A 20,095-nucleotide genomic window follows, 5' to 3' on the forward strand; every position below is an offset into this window, starting at 1 on the left:
ACAAGCAATCAGCATTGATGTTTATATTCGCAGGCTCGAAAAACTTCCTAGAGGTGGATGTCCGTGCCATTAAAAAAATCGAATCCTGATCTCATTCTCATTATCGTCACCTTAAGTCTTTTGACTGTTGGATTAATCATGGTTTACAGCGCGAGTGCCATATGGGCAACATATAAATTTGATGATTCGTTTTATTTTGCTAAAAGACAGTTGCTGTTTGCCTGCGTTGGTGTCATAGCCATGTTTTTCATCATGAATGTGGATTACTGGACGTGGCGGACATGGGCCAAGATCCTTATCATCATTTGTTTCATTATGTTACTGGCTGTGCTTGTACCGGGTATAGGGATGGCGAGAAATGGTTCGAGGAGCTGGATTGGGGTAGGTGCCTTTTCGATCCAACCCTCTGAGTTCATGAAGCTGGCAATGATCGCTTTTTTAGCTAAGTTTTTATCGGAACGGCAAAAGCTGATCACCTCCTTTAAAAAAGGGATGCTTCCATCCTTGGGTTTAGTGTTTTTGGCATTTGGATTGATCATGTTACAGCCGGACCTAGGAACGGGAACGGTAATGGTTGGAACGTGCATCGTCATGATTTTTATTTCCGGGGCAAAGATCAGTCACTTTGTCGGCTTGGGGCTAATCGGGGTAGCAGGTTTTATCGGTCTGATTTTGTCAGCGCCCTACCGGATAAAAAGGATCACGTCTTTTCTGGATCCTTGGGAAGACCCTTTAGGCAGCGGATTTCAAATGATTCAATCGTTTTATGCAATCGGGCCCGGTGGATTGTTCGGCCTGGGACTCGGGCAAAGCCGCCAAAAGTTTTTCTATTTACCAGAACCGCAGACTGATTTCATTTTTGCCATCCTCTCAGAGGAACTTGGCTTCATCGGGGGCTCTCTCGTCATTTTATTATTTGCGCTCATGCTTTGGCGGGGAATTCGGATCGCACTTGGTGCCCCTGATTTATATGGGAGCCTTGTAGCGGTGGGAATCATTGCGATGGTCGCCATTCAAGTGATGATCAATATAGGGGTGGTAACGGGACTGATGCCAGTTACGGGGATCACCTTGCCCCTCTTAAGTTATGGCGGTTCATCACTGACGCTCATGTTGATGGCGATTGGGGTGCTCCTGAATATTAGCCGGTATTCAAGGTTCTGAAATAAGTAAAATATATGGTTTGGCAAAAGGGAAGTCCTGTTGAACGCAGGGCTTCCCTTTTTTTAAGTCAAAAACCCCTGCAGGAAAACGATTTTGGAGGGTGCCTTGCCGAAATTTAGTAATAAATGAAATGCCGCTTAAATATTACCATGTATGAATGTTGGGGAATCCACAATAAATATTGGCAATACGGCTTTGTTTAGACTATAGTATAAGAGGGTTAGGCCGTACTGGGGCTTGCTTCTGTTCATTTTTCTGCTAAAATGCGTTATTAATCTTGTAATATAAGGGACCTCATGGAAGAGGAAATGAAAATTTATAACTTGGAATTTTTGGAACAACAAGGAGGTTTATCATGGATAATGTGATAAAGCAATTAACTGAAATGAAAATCGGCAAAGTTCTTGAACAGGAACCGCTTGCGAATCATACAACTATGAAAATTGGGGGGCCGGCAGATTTATTCATCGTGCCGTCATCCATTGAAAATATAGAAAAAACGATGCAGGTCATTAAAGATCATGGGATGCCATGGAGGGTGATCGGCAGGGGCTCGAACCTACTTGTCAGTGATGGCGGAATTGAAGGTGCCGTTCTTAAATTGGGTAAAGGACTTGATCATCTCGAGATAAATGGGACGGAGATAAAAGCAGGAGCTGGGGTATCACTTGTCAGCCTGTCCGTGCAAATCAGTAAAAAAGGGTATGCAGGATTGGAATTTGCCAGTGGGATTCCTGGTTCCGTCGGCGGAGCTGTCTATATGAACGCTGGTGCACACGGTTCCGATATGAGTGAAATTCTCAAGGAGGCACATGTTCTTTTCGAAGATGGAACTTTAGCTTGGCTTTCGAAGGAAGAAATGGAGTTTTCTTATCGAACTTCTCTGCTTCAGAAGAAAAGACCGGGTATCGTGCTGGAAGCAATTTTTCAATTGACAGAGGGCGATAAAACCGAAATCGTAGAAAGAATGCAGAATAACAAGAATTACCGTAAAGATACCCAGCCGTATAATCTTCCATGTGCCGGGAGCATATTTAGGAATCCACTTCCACATCATGCTGGTAAATTGGTCGAGAATGCAGGCCTGAAGGGACATTCTATTGGCGGAGCCCAAATTTCACCGATGCACGGGAACTTTATCGTTAACACAGGTAATGGAAGTGCAGCGGATGTTCAAGCCTTGATACAGCATGTGAAGGATACTGTGTATGATAAATTTGAAATTGAAATGGAAACAGAAGTGGAAATTATCGGCAGAAAATAGTGGATTCATTATATCCATATATTGTGATATAATGTGTTACCTTTTAAAGTTTGTAAATAGCCAAATATTGAGTTTGTCTTGATTTCACACTTTCAAGAACCATCCATTTTTACAGGAAGAGGTGAAGGGGATGGAAAAGGGGAAAATCGTTTCCATTGAGGACCGCATCCCGAAATTAAAACAATTAAGAAAAAGCAAAGCAAACAGGCGGCTTGTTCTTTTGCTTTCCCTTTTCTTCATTCTGGTTGCTTGTGTGCTATATTTCTTATCCCCGTTGAGCTATGTGAAATCCGTGCAGGTAGAGGGGAATCGTTATATTACTTCCAAACAGATCATTAAATTGAGTAAAGTGAAGAAGGATCGAAGCATCTGGAAGGTTGATACAGGGGCAGCAGCAGCCAATATCAAAAAAAATCAAGAAATAAAAAGCGTTAAGGTGACTCCGGTATTTCCTAATTCCATTAAAATTACGGTTTCGGAACACAATAGGATGGCATATCTTTCCAATAATGGGAAGTTTGCACCCATTTTGGAAAACGGGTCCGTTTTAGAGGAGTTAGCAACAGGCGAAATTCCAGTATTTGCCCCTGTTTTAATTGGTTTCAAAGAGGGTAAAGCATTAAAGTTGCTTTTAGAAGAGCTGGACAAGCTTCCTGTCGAGATCCAGAATGCCATTTCGGAAATTCATTACGCTCCAACCAAAACCGATGACTACCATATCGTCATGTTTATGAACGATGGGTTTGAAGTAAGTGCGACGAGCCGTACTTTATACGAGAAAATGATTCACTACCCATCGATAGTCAGCCAGCTGGATCCAGAGGTAAAGGGAGTCATCGATCTGGAAGTGGGTTCTTATTTTAAAGCATATGAAGACGATGAACAAAAGGAAGAAACCAATGAGGAAAATTAATGGCAAACGGGTGGTTTTACCCCTGGTTTGCGTGGTTCTCGGATTCATGATTGCCTTCTCTTACAATCTGACCAAAGAAGGTGAAGGTGCAGGGAAGGACAAAGCCTGGGATCAGGAATATGAACTCAGGCAGCAGCTGATCGAACAAGAGAAACAGAACCGGGAACTTCAGAAGGAACTCCTTCAGAAGCAGGAAAATGTGTCCCAAATAGAAAAGGACCTAGCGCAGGAAAAACAGCTTTTTTTCAATTTGGCAAGAGATACGGAAAAATACCGGATGTTTCTCGGAAAAGTGAAGGTGAAAGGCTCAGGCCTTCAGGTGACGCTTGAAGATGGTACAGATATGGAGTCGGAAGCCAATGTTAATAACTACCTCGTTCATGAACAGCATGTCTTCAAGGTCGTCAATGAACTATACATATCAGGTGCAGAGGCTGTTGCGATTAACGGTCAAAGGTTAAATCATGATTCATACATAATCTGTAATGGGCCTGTGATTACAATCGATGGCCATCAGCATCCTGCTCCCTTCATCATTTCTGCGATTGGGGACCCGGATGTCCTGGCTGCTTCACTAGACCTGCCCGGTGGCATCAAGGAACAGCTGGTTAATGAGAATATTATCTTTACAGTGGAAAAGCAAAAGAATATCATTTTTGATCCAATTATTGGAGGGTGATCAGACCGCCGGAGTCGATGAAAGATTGGTGAGAAACTGGAAATGAATAAAAAGCTTTCTTTTAGTTTGGTTACGTTGATTGCTGGCTTCATGCTCGCAATTCAATTCAATTTGGTGAATCAGCCTGTCGTATCCGATACAAGGGATATGTGGGAGCTGAAAAATGATTTATTGAAAGAACAGCAGACCCAGGCGGAGTTAATAGAGGGTATCAGTAAGCTTGAGGGAAAAATAGCATCCTATGAAACAAAGAAAAATGAGAGTAAAGAAGAAGTATTGCGTGACACCCTGACCGAATTAAAGACTGACGCAGGTTTGACCGAAATAAAAGGTAATGGGGTCATCGTTTCCATACAGCCTATCAAAGCGGATATCCTTCTTGGTGAGAAGGTCGAATATATTTCACCTGTTTTGATCATTCGGCTCATTAATGAAATGTATAGGTATGGCGCTGACGAAATTTCCATTTCAGGACAAAGGTATATATCAACATCGGTTATTCGTGATATTAATGGGCAGCCGAAAATGGACGGATATCCTCTTGTTCATTACCCGGTCGAACTGCAGGCAATAACCGTTAATCCAAAGAAACTGAAGCAGCGCATAGAAGGTTCCGAACTTATGGATGATTTCTTTATAGATAATTTTGAAGTGCAGATTAAGGTGCCTTCCGGTGAGTTGACATTGCCGGCCTACCAAAATGCTATTGATGTAAAACACATGGAACCCATTATGGATGGGGGGGGATCGTAATGTGGCTTCCGGTTTTCGGACTATTGATTGGAATCACGCTTGGTTTTTTGGTGGACTTTGATATTCCCCATGAATATTCAAATTATCTCTCCATTGCCGTGCTTGCTGCTTTTGATACCTTATTTGGGGGCATACGGGCTCATCTGCAAAATCTTTATGATGAAGTAGTATTTGTAACAGGATTCTTCTTTAATATTGTTTTAGCCGCAGGTTTGGCTTTTCTAGGTGTACATCTTGGTGTAGACTTATATTTAGCCGCAATCTTTGTGTTCGGCGTAAGGCTGTTTCAAAATATTGCCCTGATTAGAAGGATCCTAATTGAAAAATGGTCCATTTCCCGGAAAAAGCAGAAAAAAAATCGATAATTTTAAAGGGAATTAAGTCATAAATGACGAATAGTTTATGGCAGTATCTAGTTTATTAATGATATCAGACTCGTTAAAGAAGCGAACAATAAGCATCATAAAGAGAGAAATCTACGAGTTTTGTTCGGGAAATACAAATTGAACCGCTTATTATGAAAAAATTTGCGAGTTGTTGTAATCAGTTCTGTTATCCTATAATGTATAAGTCTTCGATATAAAAATGTTATTCTACTAATACATGTATAAAACTGAAGGAGGTGCCATGGAATGAACAGCAACGAAATATACGTAAGTCTTGACATCGGTACATCCAGTGTAAAAGTTATCATTGGGGAAATGGTCAATGACACATTAAATATAATCGGCGTGGGAAATGTTAAATCAGAGGGGCTCAAAAAGGGTTCGATCGTCGGCATAGATGAAACCGTCCAATCCATTCAAAAGGCTATAGAGCAAGCAGAACGGATGATAGGGATGGAGATAAAAAAGGTAATCGTCGGCATAAGCGGAAATCATGTGACGCTTCAGCCGTGTCATGGGGTAGTAGCGGTATCCAGTGACAATAAAGAGATTACCGAGCATGACGTTTTCCGTGTCAGGGAAGCCGCGGAGTTAATAACGATACCATCCGACAGGGAAATCATCGACGTGGTGCCGATCCATTACAAAGTTGATGAACTTGATGAAATCAGTGATCCAAGGGGCATGATAGGTGTCCGGTTGGAAATGAGAGGGATATTAATCACAGGTCTTCGGACAATTTTACATAATACGCTGCGCTGTGTGGAAAGGGCAGGGTTAGAAATAACCGATATCGCCCTTCAGCCCTTAGCCGCAGGTTCCCTTGTATTATCCAAGGATGAAAAAGAACTTGGTGTGGCACTTGTCGATATTGGCGGAGGTTCCACGACTCTGGCAATTTTCGAACAAGGCTATTTACAATATACGTCTGTGATACCTATAGGCGGGGAAACACTTACGAAGGATCTTTCCATCGTTCTAAGGACAACGATGGAAGAAGCTGAGAAAATAAAAGTGAAGCATGGACATGCCTTTTATGATGACGCGTCTGAAGATGAAGTATTCCAAATACCGATCATCGGCAGCGATCAGCAGCAAACCTGCAACCAGTTAATGCTTTCGGATATCATTGAAGCGCGGGTGACCGAAATATTCGAGTTGATTCAAGATGATTTGAGGAGACTTGGCTTCCAGGATATACCGGGTGGTTTCGTGTTGACCGGGGGCGTCGTCAAGATGCCGGGAGTCCTGGAGCTTGCTCAATATGTGTTCCAAAACCGGGTAAGGACAGCTGAACCGAATTACATCGGTGTCAGGGAACCTCAATACACGACAGCTGTTGGTTTGATTAAACATGCATGCAAGAAAGAGAGAATGCAAAAAAACACCGCTAATAAAACTCCTGTAGCAGCTGGACAAGCACAAGAAGATAACGACCAGCGCAGCCAGAAGGTTTCTCAGAAAAACAAAGAGAACACGGCTAAAAAACAAGGTGAAAAAGGTGAATCTAAATTCAAAAAAATCCTAGGTTACTTTTTTGAATAACAATCATTAAGAATCGGGAATTTCGTCAAAATAGGAGGATTGTCATGTTGGAGTTTGATTCTAATCTAGAACAATTAGCAACGATAAAAGTAATAGGTGTTGGCGGCGGCGGAAACAATGCGGTAAACAGAATGATCGAGCATGGTGTACAGGGTGTTGAGTTTATTTCTGTCAATACGGATGCACAGGCTCTTAATCTATCAAAAGCAGAAATCAAAATGCAAATCGGTGGAAAGCTTACACGCGGTTTGGGTGCAGGTGCCAATCCCGAGGTAGGAAAAAAAGCTGCAGAAGAAAGCAAAGAGCAGATCGAAGAAGCGCTTAAAGGTGCCGATATGGTATTCGTAACGGCTGGAATGGGCGGCGGTACGGGAACGGGGGCTGCTCCTGTCATAGCTGGCATTGCTAAAGATCTAGGAGCACTTACAGTGGGTGTAGTTACGCGTCCATTTACCTTCGAAGGCCGAAAACGTGCAACACAGGCACAAGGCGGCATTTCATCCATGAAGGAATCGGTTGACACACTGATCGTCATTCCGAACGACCGCCTCCTTGAAATCGTCGATAAAAGCACGCCAATGCTTGAAGCATTCCGTGAAGCAGATAATGTGCTTCGTCAAGGTGTACAAGGGATTTCAGATCTAATTGCTGTTCCAGGTCTAATTAACTTGGACTTTGCCGATGTGAAGACCATCATGTCAAACAAAGGTTCCGCACTTATGGGAATCGGGATTTCCTCAGGGGAAAACCGTGCGGCGGAAGCGGCGAAAAAAGCCATTTCCAGTCCGCTGCTTGAAACATCGATTGATGGTGCCCAAGGTGTACTGATGAATATTACAGGTGGTACGAACCTAAGTCTTTTTGAAGTCCAGGAAGCGGCCGATATCGTGGCTACTGCATCCGATCAAGACGTAAACATGATCTTTGGTTCGGTTATCAATGAAAACTTAAAAGATGAAATCGTCGTTACGGTAATTGCAACAGGCTTTAACGAGGTTGAAGCTTCAATACGGCCTACTGGACGTCCAACACTCGGACAACAGCAGCAATCAAGACCTCAGACACAACAAACGCCACAGCAAAACGTGAAGCGGGAAGTGAAGAGGGAAGAAGTCAATGAACAGCCTGCACGTAATGCCAATCAAGGTGACGAGGCCTTGGATATTCCAACATTCCTCCGTAACCGCAATAGACGCCGTTAATATCGACGTCACATGCCGTCCCCATTTGGGGACGGTTTTTTGACGTTAATAAATGAATTCCTTAAAAGCAGTAGTGTCCAATCATAATGGGGCATTCTTCAGCTTTATCACTCTGACCGATGTGCAGAACGAAATCTGCATAATAGTATCTTTGTTCTTGCCTGCACGTCCCTCAGCGGTATCTGACGGATCGCCTTGGCAGAAGGAATCCAAAAAGATGAGAGCAATAAATTATTAAACTTTTATAACATAAATCGACAGAAGTAAAAGGGAGCAGGATAGTCTCTATGACAGTAATGAAAATATCAATAGCTGTTTTTCTACAAAAAGGGTAAAAATGACTGAAAAACTCTTAAGTTTTCAGTACAAAAAGTGACACACTTTCTAAGGGCAGGTACGCTATACTTTTTGCTAGTGGAAGGTTAGTTCATAAAAGGAGGGGAGGGTGTTTGACTTTATATTTAGATGTGATCTGGTTGTTGAATTGGTTATTTGACTGCCTCCTTTTATATTGGACCGCAATCATTCTCAAACGAAGGGTAGCTCTTTGGCGGGTATGCATCGGCGGGCTGATTGGTTCCTTCATTATCGTATTGGCATTCACTCCTTTTTATGCAATTGCCGACCGAGTGTACATGAAGATTTTAGTATCCCTGGTCATGGTGCTGGCAACCTTTGGGTTCAATAGGTTAAAACTTTTCATGAAATCGGTGGCCACTTTATATTTCGTGACGTTTTTATCGGGAGGTATCCTTCTAGGACTACATTACCTATTTGAATTCCAAATCGTGTCCAAGGACCCTGGTCAATATGCAGGAATCAACCGTTTTGGGGACCCTGTCAGCTGGATATTCATAATGATCGGGTTCCCGCTCGCATGGCAATTTTCCAAGCGAACACTTGAAGGAATGGAGATGACAAAACTTACACATGAACAAATGGTTTCGGTCTCGGTTAAAATTTCTGACTTCGAAGGGAAATTTCATGGATTGGTGGATAGCGGCAATCAACTATATGACCCCATTACACGTTCCCCAGTAATGATCATCGCACTTTCTGGCGGGGAAACAGGAATTCCGGACGATATGCTGGAGCTTTTTAAAAACCCTGATAACCTGATTAGTCAGGAAGAGCAGCCCGAATATTCATGGACAGGAAGAATGCGTGTAATCCCTTATAAAGTTGTGGGTCATGAACATCAGCTGTTAACCGCAATCAAACCGGATTACATCAAAATCGTTCAAGGAGAAAAAGAATTTCACGTCAAGCAGGGTCTCGTTTCGTTTACCTTTCAGCAACTCTCTCCCGACAATAGCTATCAATCTATCGTTCACCCGAAAATGTTAACCGGGATACCGGTGCAAAATGCCTCCTGAACCATCGATTCACTCTTAAATTTGACCCATAATCCGTTTATTAGAAGGGAGAATTATTTTGAAGAAATTCATTCTTCGGCTCACTTATTTTTGGTACAAACTATTGTTCAAGCTCGGATTGAAAACGGACGAAATATTTTATATAGGAGGGAGTGAGGCACTGCCGCCTCCCCTTTCAAAGGAAGAAGAAGCTATACTGATCAATAAATTACCCAATGGCGATGAAGCTGCACGCTCGATCTTGATTGAACGTAATTTAAGGCTGGTGGTTTATATTGCCAGGAAATTTGAAAATACCGGCATCAATATTGAAGATTTAATCAGCATTGGTACCATAGGTTTAATCAAAGCTGTGAATACATTCAATCCTGAGAAGAAAATAAAACTGGCTACATATGCTTCAAGATGCATCGAGAATGAAATATTAATGTATTTACGCAGAAATAACAAAATCCGTTCTGAAGTTTCTTTTGATGAACCTCTGAATATTGATTGGGATGGAAACGAACTTCTGTTATCCGATGTACTTGGAACGGACGATGACATTATCACGAAAGATCTTGAAGCAAACGTTGACCGTAAGCTACTGACAAAAGCACTTACACAGTTATCTGAACGTGAAAAACAGATAATGGAACTCCGTTTTGGACTTGCAGGCGGAGAAGAAAAAACCCAAAAGGATGTTGCCGACATGCTGGGGATTTCCCAATCTTACATTTCTCGTTTGGAAAAAAGGATTATTAAGAGGCTTCGTAAAGAATTTAATAAAATGGTGTAAAAAAATAATTTTGCTTAAATGTCAATCAAATCAATACTTTGGTAGCTATATTGAAAAATAATGGCGGATTTCTGTTCTAGCCATGTGCATATTTTTTCCTCCCGCGGAGATACTGTTTTTTGTACAGCGCTCCTGTGAGGAGGGAATAATTTTGTCTCGTAATAAGGTTGAAATCTGCGGTGTGGATACATCAAAATTACCGGTTTTAAAGAATGAAGAAATGAGAAAACTCTTTAAAGAACTGCAAGATGGCGATATTTCAGCAAGAGAAAAACTGGTAAACGGGAATCTTCGACTCGTTCTAAGCGTCATTCAACGCTTCAACAATCGGGGAGAGTATGTAGATGATCTATTTCAGGTAGGCTGTATAGGGTTGATGAAGTCGATAGATAACTTTGACCTAGGTCAAAATGTTAAGTTTTCAACGTATGCTGTACCGATGATTATTGGAGAAATAAGAAGATATCTTCGTGACAATAATCCAATTCGGGTATCCCGTTCTTTAAGAGACATCGCTTACAAAGCTTTGCAGGTAAAAGAGAAGCTCATAAGCCAGACCCTTCGTGAGCCGACAGCTGAAGAAATCGCCAAGGTGTTGGAAGTACCTCATGAAGAAATTGTTTTTGCACTAGATGCTATACAAGATCCAGTTTCACTTTTTGAACCGATTTATAATGATGGCGGGGATCCGATTTATGTACTCGACCAACTGAGTGATGAAAAAAATAAAGATAGTACCTGGATTGATGAGATAGCTATAAATGAAGGTATGAGACGGTTGAATGACCGGGAAAAAATGATCCTTCGTAAACGGTTTTTCCAAGGGAAGACGCAAATGGAGGTAGCCGAGGAAATCGGCATTTCACAAGCACAGGTCTCCCGATTGGAAAAAGCGGCAATCAAGCAAATGAATAAAAATATCCAACAGTAGAAGCTGAGCATGAGAAGTAGTTAGCTGAAGCGGGTAGGGCAAAAATGTCGATACCCGCTTAGCAGCTACTTATCCATAGCGGCTTTTTTATTTTGTAGAAAAGCCCTTCCGTGAATCGAATGGACGTTTATTTATCGTATTCTTCATCCTTGAGCGCATCATGTCATATACATAGGAATAGGACCTTCATCTATGATGAAATTTTGAGGAGCTGAGTGATGTGACCAGGATTTCCGAATTTCAAATTAAGGATATCGTCAATATAGCGGATGGCAAGAAATTAGGTAATATGTCAGATCTTGAAATCAATACGGCCACGGGGAAAATAGAGGCCATTGTCGTTTCGAATGGAACCAGATTAATGGGTTTTTTTGGCAAGGAGCAGGATATTGTGATTCCGTGGCGCAAAATAAAAAAAATCGGTGCAGATGTCATACTTGTTGAACATCAGACGGTATTTCAAGCAGAACTGAAAGATGAACGGTTTTAAGGTGCATGGCGCAAATATATGATACACTAGACTAAAAATAAAGAGGTTTATAGCATGAAAGAGCCATTTGTTTTAATAAAAGATCAATACATGCTCATTGACAGCTGGAGACAAAAAAATCTCCAGCTCGTAGCGGGCTTCACCACAAAAAATGGGGGAGTCAGTACAGGTGATTTTCAAACATTGAATACCGGTTTTCATGTCGGTGATGAACTTGAAGATGTCCAGGGAAACCGCAGGGTTATAGCCGATAAGCTGATGTTTCCGCTTAATGAATGGATAGGCGCCGAGCAGACACATGAAACGAAAATCCGTCAAGTTACCAGCCATGATGGCGGGAGAGGTGCTGCAGATTATGATTCGGCCTTTAAAGCGACTGACGGATTCTATACGAAGGACAAAAACGCTCTATTGACCCTTTGCTATGCAGACTGCGTGCCCTTATACTTTCTTGCTCCGGCACATGGTATGATTGGGGTGGCACATGCTGGCTGGAAGGGTACCGTTAATGGAATTGCACGAAAAATGGTTGAGGCTTGGCTGAGTGAGGGTATAAAAGCAAATGAGATATTTGCCGTTGTTGGACCGTCAATTTGTTCGAAGTGCTATGTAGTTGATGATTATGTCATGGATTTAGTGCAGAATTTGCTGGTAGATATTGACGAAAAGCCCTATAATTTAATCAGTGAAGGACAATATCAGTTGGACCTTAAGCAACTTAATGCATTGATTCTTCAAAAATCAGGAATTCCACAAAGTCAGATCGACGTTACATCATACTGTACAAGCTGTGATCATGAATTGTTTTTTTCACATCGCCGTGATAACGGGAAGACAGGCAGATTGATGAGCTTTATCGGTTGGAAGGAGGATTTAGAGTAATAGTGAAAGTAGTGGACAATTTAAAAAACATCGAAGAAAAAATAAATAGAGCATGTGAAAATAGTGGAAGGGCCCGTGAAGCGATAAAGTTGATCGCAGTGACGAAATATGTTTCGGTCGAGAGAGCGAATGAAGCATTGGAAGCGGGAATACTCGATTTGGGTGAAAACCGTGACGAAGGGCTTTTGACTAAATATGAAGTGCTCAAGGACAAGCCCACCTGGCATTATATTGGTTCCATGCAAACACGCAAAGTAAAGAATGTCATCGATAAAATTTCGTATATCCATTCATTGGACCGCATTTCTTTGGCAGAAGAAATTCAAAAACGCGCAAAAGAGCCGATAAACTGTTTAGTGCAGGTGAATGTTTCTGGTGAGGAATCAAAACATGGTCTGGATCCTGACGCGACAATGGATTTCATAAAAGGGTTATCCGATTTTGATAAGGTGAATGTTGCAGGATTGATGACGATGGCTCCATTGACCGATGATGAACAGGTTTTGCGGGAATGCTTCCGGAAACTGAAGGGCATCCAGGTTGAAATACAAAATTTAGAGTTGAAGCATGCCCCCTGCACTGAATTGTCCATGGGTATGTCCAATGATTTCATGATTGCCATTGAAGAAGGCGCTACAATGATCAGGATTGGTACAGCACTTGTAGGCGAATAATTTTAAGGAGGTACGCTATAGATGTCGTTCGTATCAAAATTTAAATCTTATTTCGCGCTGGATGATGAGTATGAGTACAGGGATGAAGTGATGGAAGAAGAGGAGGCTGAACCAAAAGTCGTGAAGTCAGCTAAACAGCAGCAGTCAGCTTCTGCAGGGAATAATACAAATCAGAATATCGTAAGTTTGCAAAGCGTACAGAAATCTTCTAAAGTAGTATTATTGGAGCCTCGTGCTTATGCAGAAGCCCAGGAGGTAGCTGACCATTTAAAAAACAGGCGCGCTGTAGTCGTGAACCTTCAACGAATCCAGCATGACCAAGGAAAGCGAATCATTGATTTTCTAAGTGGGACTGTCTATGCAATCAGCGGGGATATCCAAAAAATTGGAACAGATATATTCTTATGTACCCCGGACAACGTCGATGTTTCCGGTAATATTACCGGCTTCGCCGCCGAAGAGGAGTACGAAGAAGCGAGGTGGTAATGGTTAATGGGTTTAGTGCTTCAGGGTTTATATTATTTAATTGAATTTTATTCAATGGCATTAATCGTTTACATATTGATGTCATGGTTCCCCAATGCAAGGGAGACATCGATTGGTCAATTTCTGGAAAAGATTTGCGAACCGTATTTAGAACCGTTCAGAAAGTTCATTCCGCCACTTGGCATGATCGATCTTTCACCTCTTGTTGCTTTGCTGGTACTTAATTTTGCCAGCGGTTATGGAATTAATTACTTACAGACTTTGATAGGATGATCAACAATTAACCTGACATGCATCTTACTACACAGTCGGAAGATTCTCCGCTGTGTAGTTGCAACGCAGAATGAGTTTAATCAATTCCTATGATAAACCATTAATTTAATAACTAAGGAGCATTTATTCAATCATGAGCATTTATCAGCATTTCAGGCCGGAGGAAAAAGATTTTATTGACCAGGCCATGAATTGGATTGATCAGGTTAAAAATTCCTACGCTCCGAAACTATCTGATTTTCTTGATCCGCGTCAGCAGGAAATCCTTACTTCCTTAATGGGGAATGATCCGGATGTGAAACTGCAATTCAATGGCGGGAGCGATTTCGTAGAGCGAAAACGTGTGCTCATTTACCCTGATTATTACTCTCCTGAACCATCGGATTTCAATATCTCCTTATACGATATCTCCTATCCAAAAAAATTTGTAACGCTTGAACATAGGCAAATACTTGGAACCTTGATGTCACTGGGGGTAAAGCGTGAAAAATTTGGTGATATAATAGTGACGGAGGAGCATATTCAATTTATAGCTGCCGAAGAGATGGATTCATATCTCACTGGGAATCTGGAGAAAATAGGTAATGCTTCCGTTTCCATGAAACGGCTTCCGATCGAGAATATCGTCCAAGTTAAGGAAAAATGGGAAGAGCATGTAACCACCGTCAGTTCCCTTAGGCTTGACAGTGTGCTATCGTCCGTCCTGAATATGTCCCGTCAAAAGACGCAGGCCTTGATAACGTCAGGAAAAGTAAAGGTGAATTTCAAGCAAACGGAAAACGTCTCGGAAGAATGCCGTGAAGGTGATACACTTTCCATCAGAGGTTTTGGTAGATGTAAAATAGCTTCCATTGATGGGAAAACCAAGAAGGATAAGTGGAGAATCTCGTTAGCCAGACAAAAATAATTCAATAAAAAGCAGGATTTATAAATTTATTGTCGAATATAGAGTTTTAACATACTAGAGTAGAAACCGTTCTGGAGGTGCCGTAATGCCCTTAACCCCGATAGATATACATAACAAGGAATTTAACAAAGTATTTCGAGGGTATGATGAAGATGAAGTAAATGAATTTCTCGACCAGGTCATTAAAGATTATGAACTGATTTTGAGGGAGAAGAAAGAACTTGAAGATAAACTGAACGAGACTTTTGATCGTTTGGGACATTTTACGACAATTGAGGGTACACTTAACAAGTCGATTATTGTCGCTCAGGAAGCAGCCGAAGAATTAAGGCGCAATGCCCAAAAAGAAGCGAAACTGATCATAAAGGAAGCAGAGAAAAATGCTGACAGGATCGTCAATGAGTCACTTGTGAAAGCAAGGAAAATAGCGATGGATATTGAGGATTTGAAAAAGCAATCGAAAGTATTCCGGACGCGTTTCAAAATGCTTGTCGGTGCACAGCTGGATTTGCTGGACAATGACGATTGGGATCATCTTCTGGATTATGAAGTGGATGCGACTGAAATAGAATTAAATGAGAGAGTGGAAGAGGAAATTTAAACGATTCCTTGACTTTGAACACTTTTTTCGCATATAATTTTTTAACAATACTATTCATTATGAAATTAGACGATGACAGGGAAAGTAAATTCTTCACACACTTATTTTTAGCGAACCGGGGATGGTGAAAGCCCGGAATAAGCGAAGATATTGAAGATCACCCTTGAGTTCTGAGTTGAACCTGCTTGTGCAGTAAGTAAATGAAGCGTTTCATTCACGTTACGAATGCTCGAGAGGTTGGATTCACTATGTGGATCTTTCTAGCCAGGGTGGTACCGCGGGAAGCAAAGCTTTCTCGTCCCTTTTTTAGGGATGAGAGGGCTTTTTATTTTGGCCGGATATCAAGTCATCGGATCGAATGAATTTTTTTAAAAGACGGATGGAGGATTTTATGATGGAATACAAAGATACCTTATTGATGCCTAAAACTGAATTTCCAATGCGGGGGAATTTACCGAAACGTGAACCGGAAATCCAAGAAAAATGGAAAGAAATGAACATCTATAAAAAAGTGCAAGAACAAACGGAAGGACGTCCTTTATTCATTTTGCATGATGGACCTCCATATGCCAACGGCGATATCCATATGGGCCATGCAATGAATAAGGTTTTAAAGGATTTCATTGTCCGATTTAAATCGATGAGCGGTTTTCAAGCACCGTATGTACCTGGCTGGGATACGCATGGGCTTCCAATCGAAACGGCATTGACGAAAAAAGGCGTGAAACGGAAAGAAATGAGCGTTGCCGAATTCAGAAAGCTTTGTGAAGAGTATGCTTATGGTCAGATTGACAATCAACGTGAGCAGTTTAAGAGAATAGGGGTCCGTGGTGATTGGGAAAACCCTTATATCACATTAAAGCCTGAATATGAAGCACAGCAAATCAAGGTATTCGGTGAAATGGCGAAAAAAGGCTACATTTATAAAGGGAAAAAACCTGTTTACTGGTCCCCATCAAGTGAATCAGCGCTAGCCGAAGCTGAAATTGAATATCAAGACAAACGCTCTGCGTCGATCTATGTTGCTTTTGAAGTCACTGATGGCAAAGGCGTAATCGATGAAGGCGTCAAAATCATCATCTGGACGACAACTCCATGGACGATTCCTGCCAATCTTGGTATCTCATTGCATCCGCAATTAAATTACGTAGTAGTGGCTGTCGAAAATGAAAAATTCTTACTTGCTGAGGCACTGCTTGAATCGGTAACGGAAACATTAGGGTGGGAAAACCCGTCTATCGAAAAAACGGTAAAAGGTAGCGAGTTGGACCGTGCTGTTGCCAAACATCCTCTTTATGACCGCGAATCTTTAGTGATGTTAGGTGAGCACGTAACGACTGAAGCTGGAACGGGCTGTGTTCATACGGCGCCTGGCCATGGTGAAGATGACTTTATCATTGGGCAAAAATATGGCTTGGACGTACTTTGTCCTGTAGATGAAAAAGGAGTCATGACGGAAGAGGCAGGGGAGTTTGCCGGATTATTTTATGATCAAGCGAATAAACCAATTACCGAAAAATTAACTGAAGCAGGCGCGTTATTGAACTTGACGTTCATTACGCACTCTTACCCACATGACTGGCGGACGAAGAAGCCGACGATCTTCCGTGCAACAGCACAATGGTTCGCGTCAATCAAAGACTTCCGCAGTGAGCTTCTGGAAGCGATTGAAGAAACCAAATGGGTACCGGCTTGGGGCGAAACTCGCCTATTCAATATGGTCCGTGACCGCGGGGATTGGTGTATTTCCCGCCAACGCGCTTGGGGCGTGCCAATTCCAGTGTTATATGCAGAAAATGGCGAGCCGATCATTACGGATGAAACCATCGACCATATTTCAAACCTATTCCGTGAACACGGTTCAAACATCTGGTTTGAGCGTGAAGCGAAAGAACTTCTGCCTGAAGGCTATACACATGAAGGCAGCCCGAATGGTATCTTCACGAAAGAAACGGATATCATGGACGTATGGTTCGATTCCGGTTCTTCCCATCAAGCGGTACTTGAAGAAAGAGACGACTTGCAGCGTCCTGCTGACCTTTATTTAGAAGGTTCCGATCAATATCGCGGCTGGTTTAACTCATCACTTTCAACAAGTGTTGCGGTTACAGGCAAAGCGCCATATAAAGGTGTACTTAGCCACGGGTTCGCATTGGATGGCGAAGGCCGTAAAATGAGTAAGTCGATTGGGAACGTCGTACTGCCATCCAAAGTCATGAACCAACTTGGAGCAGATATCTTACGCCTTTGGGTAGCTTCGGTGGATTACCAATCGGATGTCAGGGTTTCCGATCCTATTTTAAAACAAGTTTCGGAAGTTTACCGTAAAATCCGTAATACATTCCGCTTCTTGTTAGGGAACTTGGATGGATTCAATCCAAAAACCGATAAAGTGGCAGTTCAAGAATTGCCTGAAGTCGATCGATACATGCTGGTTAAATTGAATAAACTGATCAAACACTCGAAGCTAAGTTATGAAAATTATGAGTTTGCTACAATTTATAATATGGTCAATAATTTCTGTACACAGGATTTAAGTTCGTTCTACCTCGATTATGCAAAAGACATTCTTTATTGTGAAGCGCCAAATGGTAAAGAGCGTTTGGCCATTCAAACGGTCCTTTACGAATCATTGGTCAGCTTAACGAAATTGGTGTCACCGATCCTTTCTCATACAGCTGATGAAGTATGGGCGTTCATTCCGGGTGTAACGGAAGAAAGTGTACAGTTGACATTGATGCCTGAAGAAATTTCAATTGATGATGCTGAAGTCATTGAAGAAAAATGGACGGCGTTCATGGATGTCCGTGATAATGTTCTGAAAGCATTAGAAGAAGCCCGTAACCAGAAGGTCATTGGAAAATCACTGAACGCTAAAGTGATGGTCTATGTTAATGAAGAAACGAAGAACCTGCTTGATGGCATCAAGGAAAGCTTTGAACAGCTATTCATCGTTTCTGAATTCGAAATCGCTGGCGATGTGGCAAGTGCCCCAGCAGAAGCGGTTAAACTTGAGGATATAGCGATCCTTGTTACAAAAGCAGAAGGTGAAACGTGTGAACGTTGCTGGAATGTTTCGAAGGAAGTAGGTCAAGTGGAAGAACATCCAACACTTTGCCCGCGTTGTGCTACAGTCGTGAAAGAGCATTACGTGAATCAATAATTCAAAAAAGGAAAGCCGGTCCCTTTATGAAGGGCCCGGCTTTTTTGTGTAAAACCCCCAGAGGGAATTGCCTTTATCCAATCTCCCCTATATTCTTCAAGTACCGACAGCAGATTCTGTTTTTCGGATTAGTCATTATTTCTAGTTTATGCTACAATTCAAAAGTGAAGATTTGATTAGTTTGGGGGAAAAAATGTGTTTTATTATTTGATTGCCCTTTTGGTCATAGCTCTCGATCAGCTGACAAAATGGATGATTGTGAAAAAAATGGAGTACGGAGAAAGCATTGAAATTATTGAAAACCTTCTATATATCACCTCGCATCGTAATCGTGGGGCAGCATGGGGAATTCTACAAGGTCAAATGTGGTTTTTCTACATCATCACCATCGCTGTCATTATTGGACTTGTCTATTATATTCAGAAAATGGCGAAGGAAAGCGTTTTGCTTGGAGCTGCACTTGGTCTCATGCTAGGCGGTGCGATTGGTAATTTCATCGATCGTGTTGTTCGTCAGGAAGTGGTGGATTTCGTTCATACCTATATTTTCAGCTACAGTTTCCCGGTATTCAATGTTGCTGATGCTGCGCTTTCAATTGGTGTCGGACTGCTCGTGATTCATATGTTTTTAGAAGAAAAAAACGCTAAGGAGAAAGATAATGGATAAAAGGTTATACAGCATCGATGAAACACTAAAAGGAGTCAGGATTGATAAGGCTCTTTCCACTTTGAATGAGGAATGGTCACGTACTCAGGTCCAGCAATGGATTAAGGATGATCATGTTTTGGTAAATGGCACGGCGATAAAGACGAATTACAAAGCTGTTCCTGGCGATACAATCGAAGTGACGATTCCGGATCTTGAGGAATTGGATGCGGTAGCAGAGGAAATGGATTTGGATATCTATTATGAAGATGCAGATGTACTTGTGGTTAATAAACCGAGCGGTATGGTCGTCCATCCGGCACCTGGACATGTATCCGGCACGCTTGTAAATGGATTGATGGCTCACTGCAAGGATCTTTCTGGAATCAACGGTGTCATGCGGCCTGGAATCGTCCATCGAATCGATAAAGATACATCAGGTCTATTGATGGTTGCCAAAAATGATATGGCACACGAAAAGCTGGTACAGCAGCTTGTTGACAAAACGGTTACCCGTAAGTATCAAGCTGTAGTTCATGGTGTGATCCCACATGACTTCGGAACGATCGATGCACCGATCGGCCGCGATAAAAAAGATCGCCAAAGCATGACTGTCACAGATTCGAATGCCAAAAATGCTGTCACGCATTTCCGGGTCATCGAACGCTTCAAGGATTTCACTTTAGTGGAATGCCAGCTTGAAACAGGAAGGACACATCAAATTCGTGTTCACATGAAATACATTGGCTTCCCGCTAGCGGGTGATCCGAAATACGGTCCGAAAAAGACCCTGAAATTAGATGGACAAGCATTGCACGCCGGTCTTCTAGGTTTCATTCATCCTCGTACAAATGAGTATATGGAATTCGAAGCTCCGATTCCGGAAGAGTTTGAAAATCTAATTAATCAATTGCGTAGAAGTAAGGATTGACAAATTCGTTTTTCTGATATATTATAATAACAACTTAATAAGAACCTTTAAC

General features: G+C 41.9%; 21 protein-coding genes. All 21 read left to right on the forward strand.

What is annotated here, in order from left to right; translation table 11 throughout:
* The first annotated feature begins 57 nt into the window (after window positions 1-57).
* Window positions 58-1,164 carry a stage V sporulation protein E gene (gene spoVE, locus OSJ91_RS08730; RefSeq protein WP_434547772.1) on the forward strand — a complete coding sequence of 369 codons (1,107 nt, stop codon included), beginning with the start codon at window positions 58-60 and terminating at the stop codon, window positions 1,162-1,164.
* 355 nt (window positions 1,165-1,519) lie between these two features.
* On the forward strand, window positions 1,520-2,428 hold the full coding sequence (gene murB, locus OSJ91_RS08735) for a UDP-N-acetylmuramate dehydrogenase (RefSeq protein WP_260357038.1): 909 nt from the start codon (window positions 1,520-1,522) through the stop codon (window positions 2,426-2,428).
* Window positions 2,429-2,558: 130 nt separating this feature from the next.
* Entirely contained in the window at window positions 2,559-3,341 is a 783-nt protein-coding gene (locus OSJ91_RS08740; RefSeq protein ID WP_485891384.1) for a cell division protein FtsQ/DivIB, read from the forward strand.
* On the forward strand, window positions 3,328-4,020 hold the full coding sequence (locus OSJ91_RS08745; RefSeq protein ID WP_350301953.1) for a DUF881 domain-containing protein: 693 nt from the start codon (window positions 3,328-3,330) through the stop codon (window positions 4,018-4,020). The genes OSJ91_RS08740 and OSJ91_RS08745 overlap by 14 nt, the downstream gene beginning before the upstream one ends.
* A gap of 42 nt (window positions 4,021-4,062) precedes the next feature.
* Entirely contained in the window at window positions 4,063-4,773 is a 711-nt protein-coding gene (locus tag OSJ91_RS08750) for a DUF881 domain-containing protein (RefSeq protein WP_350301954.1), read from the forward strand.
* On the forward strand, window positions 4,773-5,138 hold the full coding sequence (locus OSJ91_RS08755; protein ID WP_137018793.1) for a small basic family protein: 366 nt from the start codon (window positions 4,773-4,775) through the stop codon (window positions 5,136-5,138). Before OSJ91_RS08750 ends, OSJ91_RS08755 begins: the two co-directional genes overlap by 1 nt.
* Window positions 5,139-5,405: 267 nt before the next feature.
* Window positions 5,406-6,704: a cell division protein FtsA gene (gene ftsA / locus OSJ91_RS08760; RefSeq protein WP_137018792.1), complete on the forward strand. Its 1,299-nt coding sequence runs from the start codon at window positions 5,406-5,408 to the stop codon at window positions 6,702-6,704.
* A gap of 44 nt (window positions 6,705-6,748) precedes the next feature.
* A complete protein-coding gene (gene ftsZ, locus OSJ91_RS08765) occupies window positions 6,749-7,906 on the forward strand; it encodes a cell division protein FtsZ (protein ID WP_101224586.1) in 1,158 nt (385 codons plus the stop codon).
* 449 nt (window positions 7,907-8,355) lie between these two features.
* Window positions 8,356-9,282, forward strand: coding sequence for a sigma-E processing peptidase SpoIIGA (gene spoIIGA / locus OSJ91_RS08770; protein WP_350301955.1), 927 nt, complete (start codon window positions 8,356-8,358; stop codon window positions 9,280-9,282).
* Window positions 9,283-9,340: 58 nt separating this feature from the next.
* On the forward strand, window positions 9,341-10,060 hold the full coding sequence (gene sigE / locus OSJ91_RS08775; protein WP_034313874.1) for an RNA polymerase sporulation sigma factor SigE: 720 nt from the start codon (window positions 9,341-9,343) through the stop codon (window positions 10,058-10,060).
* Between the two features lie 151 nt (window positions 10,061-10,211).
* Entirely contained in the window at window positions 10,212-10,991 is a 780-nt protein-coding gene (gene sigG, locus OSJ91_RS08780) for an RNA polymerase sporulation sigma factor SigG (RefSeq protein ID WP_034313871.1), read from the forward strand.
* 220 nt (window positions 10,992-11,211) lie between these two features.
* Window positions 11,212-11,481 (forward strand): YlmC/YmxH family sporulation protein, encoded by a 270-nt coding sequence (locus OSJ91_RS08785; RefSeq protein WP_137018790.1) that lies wholly within the window; start codon window positions 11,212-11,214, stop codon window positions 11,479-11,481.
* Between the two features lie 54 nt (window positions 11,482-11,535).
* Window positions 11,536-12,363 (forward strand): peptidoglycan editing factor PgeF, encoded by an 828-nt coding sequence (gene pgeF / locus OSJ91_RS08790; RefSeq protein ID WP_350301956.1) that lies wholly within the window; start codon window positions 11,536-11,538, stop codon window positions 12,361-12,363.
* A 2-nt stretch (window positions 12,364-12,365) separates the two neighbouring features.
* Window positions 12,366-13,037: a YggS family pyridoxal phosphate-dependent enzyme gene (locus OSJ91_RS08795; RefSeq protein ID WP_350301957.1), complete on the forward strand. Its 672-nt coding sequence runs from the start codon at window positions 12,366-12,368 to the stop codon at window positions 13,035-13,037.
* 21 nt (window positions 13,038-13,058) lie between these two features.
* Entirely contained in the window at window positions 13,059-13,523 is a 465-nt protein-coding gene (locus OSJ91_RS08800) for a cell division protein SepF (protein WP_137018787.1), read from the forward strand.
* Between the two features lie 6 nt (window positions 13,524-13,529).
* On the forward strand, window positions 13,530-13,796 hold the full coding sequence (locus tag OSJ91_RS08805) for a YggT family protein (RefSeq protein WP_350301958.1): 267 nt from the start codon (window positions 13,530-13,532) through the stop codon (window positions 13,794-13,796).
* Window positions 13,797-13,929: 133 nt separating this feature from the next.
* Window positions 13,930-14,703, forward strand: coding sequence for a YlmH family RNA-binding protein (locus OSJ91_RS08810; protein ID WP_485891385.1), 774 nt, complete (start codon window positions 13,930-13,932; stop codon window positions 14,701-14,703).
* Window positions 14,704-14,788: 85 nt separating this feature from the next.
* Entirely contained in the window at window positions 14,789-15,304 is a 516-nt protein-coding gene (locus OSJ91_RS08815; protein WP_034313857.1) for a DivIVA domain-containing protein, read from the forward strand.
* A 394-nt stretch (window positions 15,305-15,698) separates the two neighbouring features.
* Window positions 15,699-18,467 (forward strand): isoleucine--tRNA ligase, encoded by a 2,769-nt coding sequence (gene ileS, locus OSJ91_RS08820; protein ID WP_485891871.1) that lies wholly within the window; start codon window positions 15,699-15,701, stop codon window positions 18,465-18,467.
* A gap of 195 nt (window positions 18,468-18,662) precedes the next feature.
* Complete coding sequence (gene lspA / locus OSJ91_RS08825; RefSeq protein ID WP_350301960.1) at window positions 18,663-19,133, forward strand: signal peptidase II; 471 nt, start codon at window positions 18,663-18,665, stop codon at window positions 19,131-19,133.
* Window positions 19,126-20,043 carry an RluA family pseudouridine synthase gene (locus OSJ91_RS08830; RefSeq protein WP_214750815.1) on the forward strand — a complete coding sequence of 306 codons (918 nt, stop codon included), beginning with the start codon at window positions 19,126-19,128 and terminating at the stop codon, window positions 20,041-20,043. Before lspA ends, OSJ91_RS08830 begins: the two co-directional genes overlap by 8 nt.
* Window positions 20,044-20,095: the final 52 nt, after the last annotated feature.

This window comes from Bacillus sp. T-10(2022) (genome assembly GCF_056502895.1).

Excerpts from the sequence above, each read along its gene's own strand:
- ftsZ (WP_101224586.1), top strand. The coding sequence starts at position 6,749 with ATGTTGGAGTTTGATTCTAATCTAGAACAATTAGCAACGATAAAAGTA.
- pgeF (WP_350301956.1), top strand. The coding sequence starts at position 11,536 with ATGAAAGAGCCATTTGTTTTAATAAAAGATCAATACATGCTCATTGAC.
- OSJ91_RS08810 (WP_485891385.1), top strand. The coding sequence starts at position 13,930 with ATGAGCATTTATCAGCATTTCAGGCCGGAGGAAAAAGATTTTATTGAC.
- OSJ91_RS08815 (WP_034313857.1), top strand. The coding sequence starts at position 14,789 with ATGCCCTTAACCCCGATAGATATACATAACAAGGAATTTAACAAAGTA.
- OSJ91_RS08800 (WP_137018787.1), top strand. The coding sequence starts at position 13,059 with ATGTCGTTCGTATCAAAATTTAAATCTTATTTCGCGCTGGATGATGAG.
- murB (WP_260357038.1), top strand. The coding sequence starts at position 1,520 with ATGGATAATGTGATAAAGCAATTAACTGAAATGAAAATCGGCAAAGTT.
- OSJ91_RS08745 (WP_350301953.1), top strand. The coding sequence starts at position 3,328 with ATGAGGAAAATTAATGGCAAACGGGTGGTTTTACCCCTGGTTTGCGTG.
- spoVE (WP_434547772.1), top strand. The coding sequence starts at position 58 with ATGTCCGTGCCATTAAAAAAATCGAATCCTGATCTCATTCTCATTATC.
- OSJ91_RS08805 (WP_350301958.1), top strand. The coding sequence starts at position 13,530 with ATGGGTTTAGTGCTTCAGGGTTTATATTATTTAATTGAATTTTATTCA.
- OSJ91_RS08740 (WP_485891384.1), top strand. The coding sequence starts at position 2,559 with ATGGAAAAGGGGAAAATCGTTTCCATTGAGGACCGCATCCCGAAATTA.
- OSJ91_RS08750 (WP_350301954.1), top strand. The coding sequence starts at position 4,063 with ATGAATAAAAAGCTTTCTTTTAGTTTGGTTACGTTGATTGCTGGCTTC.
- ftsA (WP_137018792.1), top strand. The coding sequence starts at position 5,406 with ATGAACAGCAACGAAATATACGTAAGTCTTGACATCGGTACATCCAGT.
- OSJ91_RS08830 (WP_214750815.1), top strand. The coding sequence starts at position 19,126 with ATGGATAAAAGGTTATACAGCATCGATGAAACACTAAAAGGAGTCAGG.
- OSJ91_RS08755 (WP_137018793.1), top strand. The coding sequence starts at position 4,773 with ATGTGGCTTCCGGTTTTCGGACTATTGATTGGAATCACGCTTGGTTTT.
- ileS (WP_485891871.1), top strand. The coding sequence starts at position 15,699 with ATGGAATACAAAGATACCTTATTGATGCCTAAAACTGAATTTCCAATG.